This window comes from uncultured Pseudomonas sp., from assembly GCF_913774235.1.
GTDB lineage: Bacteria > Pseudomonadota > Gammaproteobacteria > Pseudomonadales > Pseudomonadaceae > Chryseomonas.
In genome coordinates, this window is record NZ_CAJYDW010000005.1 from 135,689 (window position 1) to 150,702 (window position 15,014).

12 protein-coding genes are annotated in these 15,014 nt (G+C 67.8%); 7 read left to right on the forward strand and 5 right to left on the reverse strand.

The features are described from left to right. The first annotated feature begins 23 nt into the window (after positions 1–23). Positions 24–1,154 carry a M20 family metallopeptidase gene (locus tag QZ471_RS03125; protein ID WP_295460825.1) on the forward strand — a complete coding sequence of 377 codons (1,131 nt, stop codon included), beginning with the start codon at positions 24–26 and terminating at the stop codon, positions 1,152–1,154. Here the strand turns inward: QZ471_RS03125 and QZ471_RS03130 are convergent. The 3 genes from QZ471_RS03130 to fepD are packed head-to-tail and all read right to left on the reverse strand — an operon-like array spanning position 1,151 to position 3,935. After that, entirely contained in the window at positions 1,151–1,948 is a 798-nt protein-coding gene (locus tag QZ471_RS03130; RefSeq protein WP_295460826.1) for an ATP-binding cassette domain-containing protein, read from the reverse strand. The two genes, QZ471_RS03125 and QZ471_RS03130, sit on opposite strands and share 4 nt — an antisense overlap. Continuing rightward, complete coding sequence (gene fepG, locus QZ471_RS03135) at positions 1,945–2,943, reverse strand: iron-enterobactin ABC transporter permease (protein ID WP_295460827.1); 999 nt, start codon at positions 2,941–2,943, stop codon at positions 1,945–1,947. The genes QZ471_RS03130 and fepG overlap by 4 nt, the downstream gene beginning before the upstream one ends. Then, entirely contained in the window at positions 2,940–3,935 is a 996-nt protein-coding gene (fepD, locus tag QZ471_RS03140) for a Fe(3+)-siderophore ABC transporter permease (RefSeq protein ID WP_295460828.1), read from the reverse strand. The genes fepG and fepD overlap by 4 nt, the downstream gene beginning before the upstream one ends. A 126-nt stretch (positions 3,936–4,061) precedes the next feature. Between fepD and entS the strand changes: the two genes are divergently transcribed. Beyond that, entirely contained in the window at positions 4,062–5,291 is a 1,230-nt protein-coding gene (gene entS, locus QZ471_RS03145) for an enterobactin transporter EntS (RefSeq protein ID WP_295460829.1), read from the forward strand. Between the two features lie 198 nt (positions 5,292–5,489). Here entS and fepB read toward each other — a convergent pair whose 3' ends face one another. Next, a complete protein-coding gene (gene fepB / locus QZ471_RS03150) occupies positions 5,490–6,458 on the reverse strand; it encodes a Fe2+-enterobactin ABC transporter substrate-binding protein (RefSeq protein ID WP_295460830.1) in 969 nt (322 codons plus the stop codon). 284 nt (positions 6,459–6,742) lie between these two features. Here fepB and QZ471_RS03155 point away from each other — a divergent pair, with 284 nt between their 5' ends. Genes QZ471_RS03155 through dhbA form a run of 4 tightly spaced genes read left to right on the forward strand, consistent with a single transcriptional unit; the run spans position 6,743 to position 11,188 of the window. Continuing rightward, the gene (locus tag QZ471_RS03155; RefSeq protein WP_295460831.1) at positions 6,743–7,930 is read left to right on the forward strand and encodes an isochorismate synthase; all 1,188 of its coding nucleotides are present in this window, start codon (positions 6,743–6,745) and stop codon (positions 7,928–7,930) included. Further along, positions 7,927–9,552, forward strand: a complete 1,626-nt coding sequence (locus QZ471_RS03160) for a (2,3-dihydroxybenzoyl)adenylate synthase (protein WP_295460832.1) — start codon at positions 7,927–7,929, stop codon at positions 9,550–9,552. Before QZ471_RS03155 ends, QZ471_RS03160 begins: the two co-directional genes overlap by 4 nt. An 8-nt stretch (positions 9,553–9,560) precedes the next feature. Then, positions 9,561–10,421 carry an isochorismatase family protein gene (locus tag QZ471_RS03165; protein WP_295460833.1) on the forward strand — a complete coding sequence of 287 codons (861 nt, stop codon included), beginning with the start codon at positions 9,561–9,563 and terminating at the stop codon, positions 10,419–10,421. Between the two features lie 11 nt (positions 10,422–10,432). Then, positions 10,433–11,188, forward strand: a complete 756-nt coding sequence (dhbA, locus tag QZ471_RS03170) for a 2,3-dihydro-2,3-dihydroxybenzoate dehydrogenase (protein WP_363286565.1) — start codon at positions 10,433–10,435, stop codon at positions 11,186–11,188. A 472-nt stretch (positions 11,189–11,660) separates the two neighbouring features. On the opposite strand, the gene rapA is transcribed toward dhbA, so the two are convergent. After that, positions 11,661–14,495, reverse strand: a complete 2,835-nt coding sequence (gene rapA, locus QZ471_RS03175) for an RNA polymerase-associated protein RapA (RefSeq protein WP_295460834.1) — start codon at positions 14,493–14,495, stop codon at positions 11,661–11,663. Positions 14,496–14,745: 250 nt separating this feature from the next. Between rapA and QZ471_RS03180 the strand changes: the two genes are divergently transcribed. Beyond that, positions 14,746–15,012 (forward strand): aspartate-semialdehyde dehydrogenase, encoded by a 267-nt coding sequence (locus tag QZ471_RS03180; protein WP_295460835.1) that lies wholly within the window; start codon positions 14,746–14,748, stop codon positions 15,010–15,012. Positions 15,013–15,014: the final 2 nt, after the last annotated feature.

The following is a 15,014-nucleotide window of genomic DNA, read 5'->3' on the forward strand; positions in this document are numbered from 1 at the left end:
CGTAGTCCGACTGGAGATCCCCCATGCTCGACGATCCTTTGGCCCTGACCCGAGCGCTGCTGGGGTTTCCCACGCTCAATCCGCCGGGCGATGAAGAAGCCTGCGCGCGGTTCCTGGTCACGACGCTTCGCGAGGCGGGCTTCCACTGCGAGTTGCAGCATTTCGGCGAACGACGTTGCAACCTGGTGGCCTGGCTACCGGGGCGCGGGGCCGGCAAGCCGCTGGGCTTTACCGGGCACCTGGATGTGGTGCCCCTGGGCAATGGCACCTGGCGCCACGGGCCCTTCGCCGGCGAGGTGGCCGAAGGGCGCCTCTATGGTCGCGGCGCCAGCGACATGAAGGCGGGCATCTCCGCCTTCATCGTCGCCTGCCAGCGCAATCGCGAGGTCATCGCCCAGGGGCCTGGCGTCCGATTGCTGCTCACCGGCGGTGAGGAAACCGGCTGTGACGGCGCCCGGGCGCTGTGCCGGGACGCACCGCACCTGCTTGGCGAACTGGGCGCGCTGCTGGTGGGCGAGCCAACCGCCAATCGGCCGGTACTGGGGCACAAGGGGGCCTTCTGGCTCCGCTGCACGGCCCATGGCCGCACTGCCCACGGCGCCATGCCCGAGGAGGGGGAGAACGCCATCTACCGCCTGGCCGAGGCCATTGGCCAGGCGCGTACCTTCGCCGTCGGGCCGGCGCATCCACTCATGCGCCAACCCACGCTCAATGTGGGAACCGTCAGCGGTGGGCTGAACATCAATTCGGTGCCGGATCGTGCCGCCTTCACCCTCGATCTGCGGACCGCACCGAACCTGGACCATGCCGACATCCAGCGACGACTGGCCGAGCACCTGGGCAGCGATCTGGAGCTGGAGGTCCTGGTGGATCTGCCCGGTGTCTGCGCCGATGCCGGCGACGCCTGGGTGCGGCAGGTCTTCGAGCGCTGCGCCACCCTGCATGGCGAGGCGCTGCCCGCCAGCGTGGTGCCTTACTTCACCGATGCCGCCGTGCTGCTGCCCGCGCTGAAGGATCCGCCCACCCTGATCCTGGGGCCGGGCGAGCCGAGCATGGCGCACAAGGTGGACGAATACTGCGAGGTGCAGCGACTGGAGGAGGGCACCGCGCTCTATGGGCAGTTGCTCCGGGACTGGATGCTCGCCGCAGGCTAGCGCCGCGCCAGGGGCACCACCATGGGTGTCCCAGCCACCGGGTCGTCGATGATCAGGCAGTCCAGGTCGTAGACGGCCTTGATCAGTGCCGGGGTGATGACGTCGCGCGGGCGGCCGGTGGCCAGTACCTTACCGTCGCGCATGGCCACCAGGTGGGTGGCGTAGCGACAGGCGTGGTTGAGATCGTGCAGCACCATCACCAGGGTATGGCCCTGCTGGCGATTGAGGTCTTGCAGCAATTCCAGCAGATCGATCTGGTGGGTGATGTCGAGCCAGGTGGTGGGCTCGTCGAGCAGCAGCAGCGGGGTTTCCTGGGCCAGGGCCATAGCGATCCATACGCGTTGGCGTTGGCCGCCGGAAAGGGTGTCCACCGCCCGGTCGGCCAGCTCGAAGACACCGGTGGCTTGCATGGCGTGGTTCACCGCGCGCTCGTCGTCGGCGCGCACGCCGCCGAACAGCGTCTGGTGCGGATAGCGCCCGCGGGCCACCAGATCGCGCACCGAGATGTCGCCCGGGGCCTGGGAGCTCTGCGGCAGCAGGCCCAGGCGGCGGGCCACCTCCTTGGTGCGATAGCTCTGGATCGCCTGGCCGTCCAGCCAGACCTGGCCGCTGCTGGGTGCCAGCAGCCGGCTCAGGGTGCGCAGCAGGGTCGACTTGCCGCAGCCGTTGGGGCCGATGATGACCGTCAGCTCGCCATCGGGGATGGTCAGCGAGAGGTCTTCGGCGATCAGCTTGTGGCCGTAGCCCAGGGTCAGGCGCTCGGCGTGCAGGCGCGAAGCGGGGGCGTCGTTCATGAGCGGCGGGACTCCCAGATGAGTAGGCCGATCAGGTAGAGCCCACCCAGGCTCACCGTGACCAGGCCGACCGGCAGGACATAAGGCAGGAACAGGCGCTGGGCGACCAGATCCGCGCCCAGCAGCAGCACCGCGCCGGTAAGGGCTGCGGCCGGCAACGCCAGGCGCTGGGTGCCGGTCAGGCGACGGGCGATCTGCGGCGCGGCCAGGGCGATGAAGGAGATGGGGCCGGCCACCGCGGTGCCGGCGGCGGTGAGCACCACGCCCAGTCCCAGCAGCGACAACCGGGTGCGCTCCACCGGCACGCCCAGGGCGCAGGCGGTATCGTCGCCCATCTCCAGTAGGAACAGCCGGCGACTGAGCGCAAGGCTGGCCGCGCCTGCCAGCAGGATGAAGACCACCGCCGGCCAGGCCTTGGCCCAGGTGATACCGTTGAGCGAACCGGCACTCCACAGGCCGGCGCTTAAGGCGGCTTCCAGGGAGGCGTGGACGATCAGCCAGGTGTTGAGCGCCATCAACAGGGCGCGCACGCCGATGCCGACGATGATCAGGCGTAGCGTATCCACGCCGCTGCCACGCCAGGTGAGGGCATAGACCAGGGCGGCGCTGAGCAGGCCGCCGATCAGCGCGGCGGTGGTGCTCCAGAGGATGCTGGCCTGGAACAGCACCAGGGCGACCAGCACACCGCTGTAGGCGCCGGTGTTGAAGCCCATGATGTCCGGGCTGCCGAGGGGATTGCGCAGCAGTGATTGGAACAGCGCGCCGCTCAGGCCCAGGGCGGCGCCGATCAGCAGTGCCAGGGCCACCCGCGGCAGTCGCCACTGGGTGACCACCAGTTCGATGCCGCGGGGTGCCTCGCCGAGCAGGGCGGCCAACACCTGGGCGGGACTCAGGGCCAGGCTGCCGCTGCCCAGGGCGAACAAGGCCAGCAGCAGGGCGCCGCCGAGTAGGGCGAGCAGCACGCCGGGCAGACGCAGGCGACCGGGGCGGTTCATGCTCGACCTCCCTGGCGCTGACGGCGCGCCAGCCAGATCAGCAGGGGCGCGCCGAGGAAGGCAGTCACCACCGAGACGCGCAGCTCATTGGTGACCAGCAGGCGGCCGACGATGTCGGCGGTCAGCAGCAAGCTGGGGGTGAACAGCAGGACGAAAGGCAGCAGCCAGCGATGGTCTTCGCCGATGGCCCAGCGACCCAGGTGTGGCACCATCAGGCCGACGAAGGCGATGGGACCGACTGCGGCCGCGGCGGCCCCGCAGAGCAGGGTGATGGCCAGCAGGCCGAGCAACTGGGCCTGGCGGACCCGGGTGCCGAGAGCCACAGCCAGATCGCTGCCCAGGCTCAGGGCATTGAGCGCTGGGGCCAGCAGCAGGGCGATGACCACGCCCCCCAGCACCGGCAGGCTGGCGCTGCGCAGCAGCTCGAGCTGACGCACGTCCAGGGAGCCGAATTGCCAGAATCTCAGCTGATCGTAGACCTGGGGATCGAGCAGGGCGATGCCCGAGCTGACCCCTTCGAGCATGGCACCCAGGGCCACCCCGACCAGCACCAGGCGCATCGGGTTGAAGCCGCCGCCACCGGCGATGCCGGCCAGCAGCACCACCAGGCTGGCCAGCAGGGCGCCGCCGAAGGCGAAGCCCAGGTACTGCTCGGGGCCGCTGGCACCGAACAGGGCGATGCCCAGCACCACGGCGAAACTGGCACCGGCATTGACGCCGAGGATGCCCGGGTCGGCCAGGGGATTGCGCGTCAGCGCCTGCATCAGGGTGCCGGCCACGCCCAGCGCCGCCCCAGCGAGCAGGCCGGCGAGGGTGCGCGGCAGCCGCGCTTCGCGCACGATCAGGCAGGCCGGCTCGCTGCAGCCCTGGCCCAGCGCCTGCCAGACATCGGCCAGCGGGATGGCGGTGGCGCCGAGCGCCAGGCTGGCAGCCATCACCAGGAGCAGCAGGACAGCGGCGCAGCCGAGTATGAAGAGGCGGCGCCTGGTCATCCGCGACGACCGACGGGGAGGGGAGTGGATGAGAACAAGGCGTATTAACACATGCTAGTCTGTATTACATGCTAACAGCCTTGCCCCGGCGGCTCGATAGCGTCCCCTGTGTTTTTCCGGTGATTCATGTCCAAGACGTCCTTCCTGCTCGACTTCGGCCTGCTCAGGTCCCATGCCGCCTTTCGCACCCTGTTCATCGCCCGGCTGGTCTCCGTGCTGTCTCTTGGCCTCCTGGCCGTGGCTATCCCCATCCAGGTCCAGGCGCTGACCGACTCGCCACTCAAGGTGGGGCTGGCGCTGACCATGGCCGGTATCGGCATGTTCGTCGGCCTGCTCACCGGTGGGGTACTGGCCGACCGTCTGGAACGGCGCCGGCTGATCCTGGCCGCGCGTTCCATCTGCGGGCTGGGCTTCATCGGCCTCGCGGTCAACGCCAGCCTGCCCGAGCCGTCGCTGACCGCCATCTACCTCTTGGCCCTGTGGGACGGCTTCTTTGGTGCCCTGAGCGTGACCGCGCTATTGGCGGTTACGCCCATCCTGGTGGGCCGGGAATCCATGGTGCAGGCCGGCGCTTTGAACATGCTTAGCGTGCGGGTGGCGGCCATCGTCGCGCCGCCGCTGGGCACCCTGCTGATCGCCCAGAGCGGCGTGGCCTGGAACTACGGCCTGACCGCCTTTGGCGCCCTCATCACCCTGCTAGTGCTCTTGCGCCTGCCGCCGCTGCCCCCGCCGGAGCAGCCACGCGAAACGCCCTGGCAGGCCCTGGGCGGCGGCATCGCCTTCCTCTTCGAGAATCGCCTGCTGGGCGCCGTGGCCCTGGTCGGCGCCCTGGTCACCATGGCCAATGCGGTGCGGGTGCTCTATCCGTCGCTGGGCGAGGACTGGGGGCTGGATACCGGACACCTGGGCTGGCTCTATGCCGCCGCGCCCCTGGGGGCCGCGCTCGGCGCCCTGACCAGCGGCCGGCTGAACCAGGCGACCCGGCCGGGGCGGACCCTGCTGATGACCGCGGTAGCTACCTTCCTGGCCGTGGCGGTCTTCGCGTTGCTGCCCGGCTTCTGGCTGTCAGCGTTGTGCCTGGTGCTGTTCGGCTACCTGGGTGCGCTCAATTCCCTGGTGCAGTACGCGCTGATCCAGCAGCTCACTCCGGATCGCCTGCTCGGGCGCATCAATGCGCTGTGGACGGCGCAGAACATCGGCGGCGAGGCCATCGGCGCGGCGTTGTTCGGCGGCCTGGCCAGCCTGCTGCTGCCGGCGCAGGCCGCGCTGATCTTCGGCCTGGTCGCCATGCTGGTGGCCGCGCTGTGCTGGGCGCTGGCCAGTGGGCTGCGAAGGGCGGAAAGCCTGGGCGCTTGATTCGCTCCGGTTTGCCCTGCGCAGCGTTTTCCACGGGACCATGGTGATGAGTGGTGAACAAGACCGATCGCGGCCATGGGCCGCTCCTACAGGCTAGCCGGTACCTGTAGGAGCGGCCGCATCGGCGGACCGCCATGGCCGTGATGGCACCAAGCCGTAGTGTGGAAAACCGCGCAGCGTTTTCCACGACTGCCCTGCTCAGGGCTTGGCGTACAGCTGTTCCAGGCGATCCAGCAGCAGGTTGGCGCTGTAGGGGTCGAGGCGGAAGGTCTCGGCGCCCAGGGCTTCCACGCGGTTGTCCTTGACCGCCGGCAGGTGTGCCAGCAAAGGATTGCTGCGTACCGCCTCGGCTTCCTTGGCGTCCGCGGCGAACAGCAGGAAGGTCTGACCATTGAGGCCGGTGGCGACGTTCTCGCCGGCCAGTTGGAGGATGTCGTGACGCTGACCCTGGCTGTGACCCGTCTTCAGGTCGGCCGGCAGCTCCGCCAGCTTGAGGCCAAGGCTTTCCAGCAACTGGCCCTGGGAGGAGGCGGTGGTCCAAAGATTGGCCTGGCGCGTCGCCGGGTTGTAGACGAAGGCCGAGACCGGTTGCGGCGGCAGTCGCAGGCGTGCCTTGAGACTGGCCACCCGCTGGTCGAAATCGGCTACCACCTTGGCGGCGGCGTCCTCGCGCCCGGTGGCCTGGCCGAGCAACTCCACCACCTGCTGCCAGCTGCGATTGTCGTAGCCCACCACCAGCACCGGGGCGATGGCCTTGAGCTGGTCGACCAGGCGCAGCGCCGAGTCGTTGCCAGCGGCGCTGACCAGGATCAGATCCGGCGCCTCGGCGGCCACGGCTTCGGCATTGGCCTCGCCGATGTACAGCCGCTTCACGTCGCGCTGCTTGGCGACCTCACCCCACTGGCGCAGGAACCCCTGGTCATCGGCGAATCTGTTGTTGGGTGAGGTGGCGCCGCTGGCCACTACCGGCGCGCCGATGGCGAGCAGGGAGCCGGTGAGGGTGACACTGGTGGAGACGATGCGTTGCGGCTTGGCCGGCAGGGTCACCTGGCTGCCGTCGGCGCTGATCTGCCGGGGCCAATCCGCCGCCTGGGCGGTGCCACCCACGGCCAGGATGGCGACAGTTAGAGCGGTGAGAATGCGAAACACTGACAACAAGCTGAACATGGACGCCTTCCGGTTGTAAGATAATAACTCTCATTTTCAAAGATGCACCCTGCGACAGCAAGGGCTGCCAGTGGCGGTCGTGGGGAAGGGGCGATCAAAGCCTGATGCCAGAGCTGTCCAGTAGGCTCCATAGGTGAGCGGTCCAGCGGTGATTCGGTAGCGGGATCAAGGCCTTACGCGGCTCAGACGGAAACCGTTTGGCAGCTAACGAATTGACTTCCAAGAATACGGAAGTTAATTTCCATTATTGATAAGCATTATCATTTGTGTAGAGGTCCGTAGTGATGTCGAGTAACAGGGCTGACGTGGTCGGACAGATCGCCCCCGAGCAGCAGGAGCAGGGCGCCTTCCTGTTTCAGTCGGGTGACCGTGTCCTGCAGGGACGCGGCATCTTTGCCCGGGTCGAGACGCCAGCCAGTGGCGGTGCCCACAGAGATAGCCTGTTCCTGCATGCCGTGGAAGACGCCTTCGCCCGTGCCCGCCAGGCCGGCATCGCCGAGCCGTTGATCATGGGCGCCATTCCCTTCGATACCACAAGGCCCTCCTGCCTTTATGTGCCCTGGGAGCATGCCTGGACGGCGCGGCCGGCGCCGGTCAGCAGCGCAGCGGTGGCCCCGGCGCAGGTGCGCGAGGTGCGTAATCTGCCCAGTGCGGACGGCTTCTGCCTGGCGGTGGAGGAGGCCATTGAGGCGTTCCGCCGCGGCGAGTTGAGCAAGGCGGTGCTGTCGCGCATTCAGGAGATCCGCCTGGCTGAGCCTGCTGGCGTGGAGACCATCCTAGCCAACCTGGCGCGGCAGAATCCCACCGGCTATCAATTCCGTATCCCCACCGCCGAGGGCGGTGAGTTGGTCGGCGTCAGTCCCGAGTTGCTGGTACGCAAGCAGGGCGCGCTCGTCCATACCAATCCGCTGGCCGGTTCGGCCAAGCGCCGGGTCGATCCCCAGGAAGACGAAAGGGTCGCCCGCGAACTGCTGGACTCCAGCAAGGACCACTACGAGCATCGTCTGGTGATCGAGGACATCCGCCAGCAACTGGCGCCGCTATGCAGTCGGCTGGACGTGCCCGAGGGCCCCTCGCTGCTCAGCACCAATGCCATGTGGCACCTGTCCACCGCCATCGACGGCGAATTGGCCGACAGCCGTACTTCGGCGCTGCAACTCGCTTGCCGCCTGCATCCTACCCCGGCGGTCTGCGGCTATCCCACGGCGGCGGCGCGCCAGCTGATCCAGCGTATCGAGCCCTTCGACCGCGGCCTGTTCACCGGCATGGTCGGCTGGTGCGATGCCCAGGGTAACGGCGAGTGGGTGGTGACCATCCGCTGCGGCACGGTGCAGGGCGATCTGCTGCGGCTGTTCGCCGGCGCCGGCATCGTCGAGGCCTCCGATCCGGCGGCGGAGTGGGCCGAGGTCACCGCCAAACTGGGTACCATGCGGGCCGCCTGTGGCTTGCTCGACGAGGAGAACCCCACGTGAGTCTGGAATTCACCCCCTGGCCGGACGACCTAGCGGCCCGCTATCGCGCCCTGGGTTACTGGCTTGACCTGCCGATGACCGAGATCCTCGCCCGTAGTCGCGCGGCCCTGCCGGACGCACCGGCGATCCTCTGCGGCGAGCGGCAATTGAGCTATGCCGAACTGGACGAGCGCTCCAGTCGCCTGGCCGCCCATCTGCAGGCCGCCGGGCTGCGTCGCCACGACACGGCCCTGGTGCAACTGCCCAACGTAGCCGAGTTCTATGTGGTCTTCTTCGCCCTGCTCAAGGCCGGCATCGCCCCGGTCAATGCGCTGTTCAGCCATCAGAAGCTGGAGTTGCTCGCCTATGCGCAGCAGATCCAGCCCAGGCTGATGATCGCTTCCACCGAACACAACCTGTTCCGCGACGACACCTTCGTCAACGAGCTGCGCGACGTGGCGCCCGGCCTGACCGAGATACTGCTGGACGGCGCGCAGGATTCGCGCAGCCTCCAGCAGCGCCTGGATACCTTGCTGGACGGCTATCAACTGACGCCCACCGCCGGTGGCGAAGTAGCCTTCTTCCAGCTTTCCGGCGGCAGTACCGGTACCCCCAAGCTGATCCCGCGCACCCACAACGACTACTACTACAGCCTCAGGCGCAGCGTCGAAATCTGCCAGCTGAGCCCAGCGACGCGTTTTCTCTGCGCCTTGCCGGCAGGGCACAACTACACCCTCAGCTCACCCGGCGCCCTGGGGGTCTTCATCGCCGGTGGCTGCGTGGTCATGGCGCGCGATCCCGAGCCGCTACGCTGCTTCGAACTGATCGAGCGCCATCGAGTGGATTGGGTGGCCCTGGTACCCCCGGCGGTGGCGCTCTGGCTGCAGGCGGCGGCCGCACCCGAGCAGCGCGCGAAGCTCGCCACTTTGCGGATGGTGCAGGTGGGCGGCGCCAGCTTCGCCGAGGCCCAGGCCCGTCGCGTGCCCCGTGAACTGGGTTGCCAGTTGCAGCAGGTGTTCGGTATGGCCGAGGGCCTGGTCAACTACACCCGGCTGGACGACGACCTCGAGCGCATCTTCACCACCCAGGGGCGCCCCATGAGCCCGGACGACGAGGTGCGCATCACCGACGAGGACGGCAACCTGGTGCCCGATGGCGAGCCCGGCCTGTTGTCCACCCGTGGCCCCTACACCTTCCGCGGCTACTACCGCAGCCCCGAGCACAACGCCCAGGTATTCGATGCCGAGGGCTTCTACTTTTCCGGCGACGTGGTTCAACGCGACGCGGCCGGCTATCTCAAGGTGGTCGGGCGGGTGAAGGATCAGATCAACCGCGGTGGCGAGAAGATCGCCGCCGCCGAGATCGAAGGCCTGCTGCTGCGCCATCCCGGCATCACCCACGCGGCGCTGGTGGCCATCGCCGACGAGCTGATGGGCGAGAAGAGCTGCGCCTGCCTGGTGGTCAGCGATCCTGCGCTCAAGCCGGTGGCCCTGCGTCGCTACCTGCGCGAGCAGGGCGTAGCCGAATACAAGCTGCCCGACCGTTTCCAGTTCCTCGACCAGCTGCCGCTCACCGCCGTCGGCAAGATCGACAAGCGCCGCCTGCGCGAGCAGCTACAGACCCCTTCCACCGAGCGTCTTTAAGGTTTCCCATGGCTATTCCCCGTCTTGCCTCCTATCCCTTGCCCCAGCCCGACGGCTTTCCCGCCAACAAGGTCGCCTGGACGCCCGCGGCCGACCGCGCCGTGCTGCTGATCCACGACATGCAGCGTTACTTCGTCGAGTTCTATGGCGACGACAGCCCGCTGATCGACCAGGTGGTAGCCAACATCGCCGCCCTGCGCGCCTGGGCCGATGCCCAGGGCGTGCCGGTGGTCTACACCGCCCAGCCCACCGACCAGCCGCCCGCCGATCGCGCCCTGCTCAACGACATGTGGGGGCCAGGCCTGACCCAGGCCGATCCCGCCCTGCAACAGGTGGTGGACGAGCTGGCGCCCAAGGCTGACGACGTGGTGCTGACCAAGTGGCGCTACAGCGCCTTCCATCGTTCCAACCTGCAAGACCTGATGACCGAGTGGCGTCGCGATCAGTTGATCGTCTGCGGCGTCTACGCCCACATCGGTTGCCTAACCACCTGCACCGATGCCTTCATGAGAGACATCCAGGCCTTCCTGATCGGCGACGCCGTGGCCGACTTCAGCGAGGAAGAGCACCGCATGGCACTGCGCTACGTGGCCACCCGCTGCGGCAGCACCCTGAGCACTGCCCAGGTCACCGGCGGCGCCTTGACCCTCGACGAAGCCTGGCTGCGCGCTCAGGTCCAGCCACTGCTGGATGCCGACGACGAAGAGCCGGCACTGGACGACAACCTAACCGACTTCGGCCTGGACTCGGTGCAGGTCATGACCCTGGTGGGCGAGTGGCAGAAGCGCGGCCTGCCGGTGACCTTCGCCGATCTCGCCGCCCAGCCGACCCTGCAGGGCTGGCTGGATCTGCTGCGCGCTCGCGCCTGAGGAATTTCCTGATGACGCAACTGGATTTCACCGGCAAGCGCGTCTGGGTGACCGGCGCGGGGCAGGGCATCGGCCTGCAGGTGGCACGGCGCTTTCAGGAAGCGGGCGCCGAGGTCATCGGCCTCGACCGGCAATTCGCCGAGAGCGACTATCCCTTTCGCATCCAGCTGCTGGACGTCGCCGACGCTGCCCAGGTGGAGGAAGTCTGCCAGGCGCTGCTAGCGGAAGAACGCCGCCTGGACGTGCTGGTCAACGGCGCTGGCGTGCTGCGCCTGGGCACCAGCGACAGTCTGAGCCTGGACGACTGGCAGGCGCTGCTGGACGTCAACGTCTCCGGCCCCTTCTATCTGTTCCGCCAGCTGGTGCCGCTGTTCAAGGCCCAGGGCCGCGGCGCCATCGTCAACATCGCCTCCAACGCCGCCCATGTGCCGCGCCTGCAGATGGCCGGCTACTGCACCTCCAAGGCGGCGCTGGTGTCCCTGAGCCACTGCGTGGCCCTGGAACTGGCCGGGTCGGGCGTGCGCTGCAACGTGGTCTCGCCGGGTTCCACGGCGACGCCCATGCTGGCTGGCATGCTCGGCTCGCCGGAGGGCTACCAGCGGCTGGTGGACGGTTTGCCCGAGGACTTCAAGCTGGGCATCCCGCTGCGCAAGATCGCCCAGCCCGACGAGATCGCTAACACCGTACTGTTCCTCGCCTCGGACCTGGCCAGCCATATCACCATGCAGGACATCGTGGTGGACGGCGGCGCGACCTTGGCGGCGTGAGGGCTTTCGTCGGTTGGGTTGAGCGCTAGCTAAGTCCAATGCGGTGAGTTCGACTCCGCCTGTTGGGCTTCGACGATGGGGCTGTCTCAACCCAACCGACGGCTTGCCTCGCGACCGCTCACGAGCTTGCCGGGCAGAAGAAGCTGAACGCTTGCTCGGATAGCCCCCTCTCCCTTCGGGAGAGGGTTGGGGTGAGGGCGCCCCCTCGCCGCAAAGCCCAGTGGAAAAGGCTGCGCCGTTTTCCACGCTACGGACTCAAAGATACGGCGGTGAACCGGGGCTTGACCGCTGGGTGCTGGAGAGTGGCTATGCCGGGCTGAGCGATAGCTAAGCCCAGAGTACCGTCATGAAACGCATCGCGGCCATGGGCCGCTCCTACAAGAGCATCGTTTCCTGTAGGAGCGGCCGCATCGGCGGACCGCCATGGCCGCGATTGGTATTGCTGAAGAGCTTCGCTAACGAAGCCCTCCACTCAACCCGCCACCAACACCCGAATCGCTTCCAGGCGCAGCGAGGCCTTGTCCAGGTAGGTCAGGCCTTCTTCGCGCTGCTGGCGCAGGCGGTCGATCTCGTCCTGGCGGACGCTGGAGTTGACCGCGCGCAGGGCCTCCAGGCGGGCGATCTCTTCGTCCATGCCCGACAGGTAGGCCTGGCGGGCCTTGGCGACGCGTTCCTCGTGGCGGGGCAGGGCTTTGCCTTCACCGCCGCCGATCAGCTTGGCCAGGGAGTCGCGCTGGGCCTGGACGAACTTGTTGGCGCTGGTGCGCGGCACGCTTTCCAACTGGTCGTTCAGCGTCTCGAAGGCCACCCGGGCAGCCAGGTCGTTGCCGTTGGCATCCAGCAGGCAACGGATCGCCAACGGCGGCAGGTAGCGACCCAACTGTAGGGCGCGCGGCGCCACCGCCTCGCTGATGTAGATCAGCTCCAGCAACACGGTGCCCGGCTTGAGCGCCTTGTTCTTGATCAGCGCCACGGCGGTGTTGCCCATGGAGCCGGACAGCACCAGATCCATGCCGCCCTGGGCCATGGGGTGCTCCCAGGTCAGGAACTGCATGTCCTCGCGGACCAGGGCCACATTGCGGTCGTAGGTGATGGTCACGCCTTCGTCGTCGCCCAGGGGGAAGCCGGCGTCGAGCATCTTCTCGCTGGGCTTGAGGATGAGGGCGTTGTCCGAATGATCCTCGCTGTCGATACCGAAGGCGTTGAACAGCTCTTCCATGTACATCGGCAGGGCGAATTGGTCGTCCTGTTCGAGGATGTCCTCGACCAGTTGTTCGCCGGCACCGGCGCCCGAGGAATTGAGTTCCAGCAGGCGGTCACGGCCGTTGTGCAGCTCGGCTTCCAGGGCGGCACGCGCCTGGGCGCCCTGTTCCAGCAAGGCTTGCCAGGTGGCGTCGTCGCCACCGGCCAGCTGCTCGTCGAGCTCGCTGGCGAAGCGCGCCTGGAGGGCGCTGCCGGTGGGCGAGGTGGCCAGGAAGGCGTTCAGCGCCTGGTGGTACCACTGGAACTGGCGTTCTTGGCGGCTGCCTTCGAGATAGGGCACGTGCAGCTGGATGGTATGGCGCTGGCCGATCCGGTCCAGGCGGCCGATGCGCTGTTCCAACAGGTCCGGGTGGGCCGGCAGGTCGAACAGCACCAGGTGATGGGCGAACTGGAAGTTGCGGCCTTCACTGCCGATCTCGGAGCAGATCAGCACCTGGGCGCCGAATTCCTCGTCGGCGAAGTAGGCGGCGGCGCGGTCGCGTTCGAGGATGCTCATGCCCTCGTGGAACACCGTGGCCGGGATACCGGACTTCAGCCGCAGGGCGTCTTCCAGGTCCAGGGCGGTTTCCATGCGCGCGCAGATGACCAGCACCTTGTGCGGCTTGAGCGCCTTGAGGGTGTCGATCAACCATTCGACGCGGCCGTCGTGGCGCCACCAACGGTCGTTGTCGTCTTCCGGGGCGAATTCGGTTTCCGGTTGCAGCGACTGGCCGGGCATCACGCCCTCGTCCAGGTAGGCATCCGGGAAGGGCAGGGCATGGGCGTGCAGCTCACGCTCGGGGAAGCCCTTGACCGCGGCGCGGGTGTTGCGGAACAGCACCCGGCCGGTGCCATGGCGATCCAGCAGCTCACGCACCAGGCGCGCACGGGCCTCGGCATCGCCGGCGGCGGCAGCGTTCAGCAGGGTCTCGCCTTCCTGGCCGAGGAAACCGCCGATGGCGTCCTGGGCGGCCGGGCTCAGGGCGCCGGCGTCGAGCAGTTCCTGCACGGCTTCGGCCACCGGGCGGTAGTGCTGGGATTCCTGCTGGAAAGCGGCGAAGTCGTGGAAGCGGCTGGGGTCGAGCAGGCGCAGGCGAGCGAAGTGGCTGTCCTGGCCCAACTGCTCGGGGGTCGCGGTGAGCAGCAGCACGCCGGGGATGACCTCGCCGAGTTGCTCGACCAGGCTGTATTCGCGGCTGGCGCCTTCGGGGTGCCAGACCAGGTGGTGGGCTTCGTCGACCACCAGCAGGTCCCAGCCGGCAGCGAAGGCGGCATCCTGGGCCTTTTCGTCGCGCACCAGCCAGTCCAGGGAGACCAGGGCGAGCTGGGCGTCCTCGAAGGGATTGCCCTCTTCGCTGGCCATGAAGCGCTCGGCGTCAAACAGCGCCACTTCCAGGTTGAAGCGGCGGCGCATCTCCACCAGCCACTGGTGCTGGAGATTTTCCGGGACCAGGATCAGCACCCGACTGGCGCGACCGCTGAGCAACTGGCGATGGATCACCAGGCCGGCTTCGATGGTCTTGCCCAGGCCCACTTCGTCCGCCAGCAGCACGCGCGGCGCGACCCGGTCGGCCACGCTGCGGGCGATGTGCAGCTGATGCGGAATCGGCTGGGCGCGGGCGCCGCCCAGGCCCCAGAGGCTGGATTGCAGCAGGCGGTTGCGGTGCTCGTGGGTGTGATAGCGCAGGCCGAACCAGGGCAGGGGATCGATCTGCCCGGCGAACAGGCGGTCGCTGGCCAGGCGGAACTGGATGAAGTTCGACAGCTGGGCCTCGGGCACGCTGCGTGCCTCGCGCTCGGCGGTGAAGCCGTGGTAGGTCAGCAGGCCGTCCTCTTCGGACACCTCGCGCACCGTCAGCTTCCAACCCTCGAAATGGGTCACCTCGTCGCCCGGCGCGAAGCGCACCCGGGTCAGCGGGGCGTTGCGCTGGGCATACTGGCGCGTCTCACCGGTGGCTGGATAGAGCACCGTGAGCAGGCGGCCGTCCAGGGCCAGGATGGTTCCCAGGCCCAGTTCGGCCTCGCTGTCACTGATCCAGCGTTGTCCCGGTTGATGTGACGCCATGTAGAAGCCTCTCCCCTGCTATCAAAAAGCCGGCTATTTTAGCCAAAGCGGAGTCATAAGCCCAACCTGCTGTTTTGCCGCGGAGCCTGTTCAAAATCTCGCGAGCTAGAGCCAAACAAGGCGAAAAGGCCTGAGGAAGCGGACTTTACGAGGGGTAAATGAGCATTCCGAAGGCATTTTCAACGCGGTTTGGCCGACGCGCAGCAGATTTTGAACAGGCTCTCAGTTCGCTAAATTCGAGGTGCTTGTCATGATCCCCATCATTCCACCGCCCGGCGTGACCCCGCCGAACCAGTTGGACCCGGCTCCGGTACGTCCGCCCGTGGCCCCGGTCGCGCCCGTGGAACCGGCAGCCGAGACGGCCCATGCCCCCCTCGAAGACGAAGCCACCCTGGATCGCGAAGCCCGCCGGCGGCGGCGCCAGCGCGAAGCCCTACGCCAGGGGCTTGGCGCCGAGCGCGCCCAGGTGCTGGAAGAGCCCGAGCAGGTGGGCGCCCAGGTGGATCTGCGCGTCTAGCC

Excerpts from the sequence above, each read along its gene's own strand:
- dhbA (WP_363286565.1), top strand. The coding sequence starts at position 10,433 with ATGACGCAACTGGATTTCACCGGCAAGCGCGTCTGGGTGACCGGCGCG.
- rapA (WP_295460834.1), bottom strand. The coding sequence starts at position 14,495 with ATGGCGTCACATCAACCGGGACAACGCTGGATCAGTGACAGCGAGGCC.
- QZ471_RS03155 (WP_295460831.1), top strand. The coding sequence starts at position 6,743 with ATGTCGAGTAACAGGGCTGACGTGGTCGGACAGATCGCCCCCGAGCAG.
- fepD (WP_295460828.1), bottom strand. The coding sequence starts at position 3,935 with ATGACCAGGCGCCGCCTCTTCATACTCGGCTGCGCCGCTGTCCTGCTG.
- QZ471_RS03125 (WP_295460825.1), top strand. The coding sequence starts at position 24 with ATGCTCGACGATCCTTTGGCCCTGACCCGAGCGCTGCTGGGGTTTCCC.
- QZ471_RS03165 (WP_295460833.1), top strand. The coding sequence starts at position 9,561 with ATGGCTATTCCCCGTCTTGCCTCCTATCCCTTGCCCCAGCCCGACGGC.
- fepG (WP_295460827.1), bottom strand. The coding sequence starts at position 2,943 with ATGAACCGCCCCGGTCGCCTGCGTCTGCCCGGCGTGCTGCTCGCCCTA.
- entS (WP_295460829.1), top strand. The coding sequence starts at position 4,062 with ATGTCCAAGACGTCCTTCCTGCTCGACTTCGGCCTGCTCAGGTCCCAT.
- QZ471_RS03180 (WP_295460835.1), top strand. The coding sequence starts at position 14,746 with ATGATCCCCATCATTCCACCGCCCGGCGTGACCCCGCCGAACCAGTTG.
- fepB (WP_295460830.1), bottom strand. The coding sequence starts at position 6,458 with ATGTTCAGCTTGTTGTCAGTGTTTCGCATTCTCACCGCTCTAACTGTC.
- QZ471_RS03130 (WP_295460826.1), bottom strand. The coding sequence starts at position 1,948 with ATGAACGACGCCCCCGCTTCGCGCCTGCACGCCGAGCGCCTGACCCTG.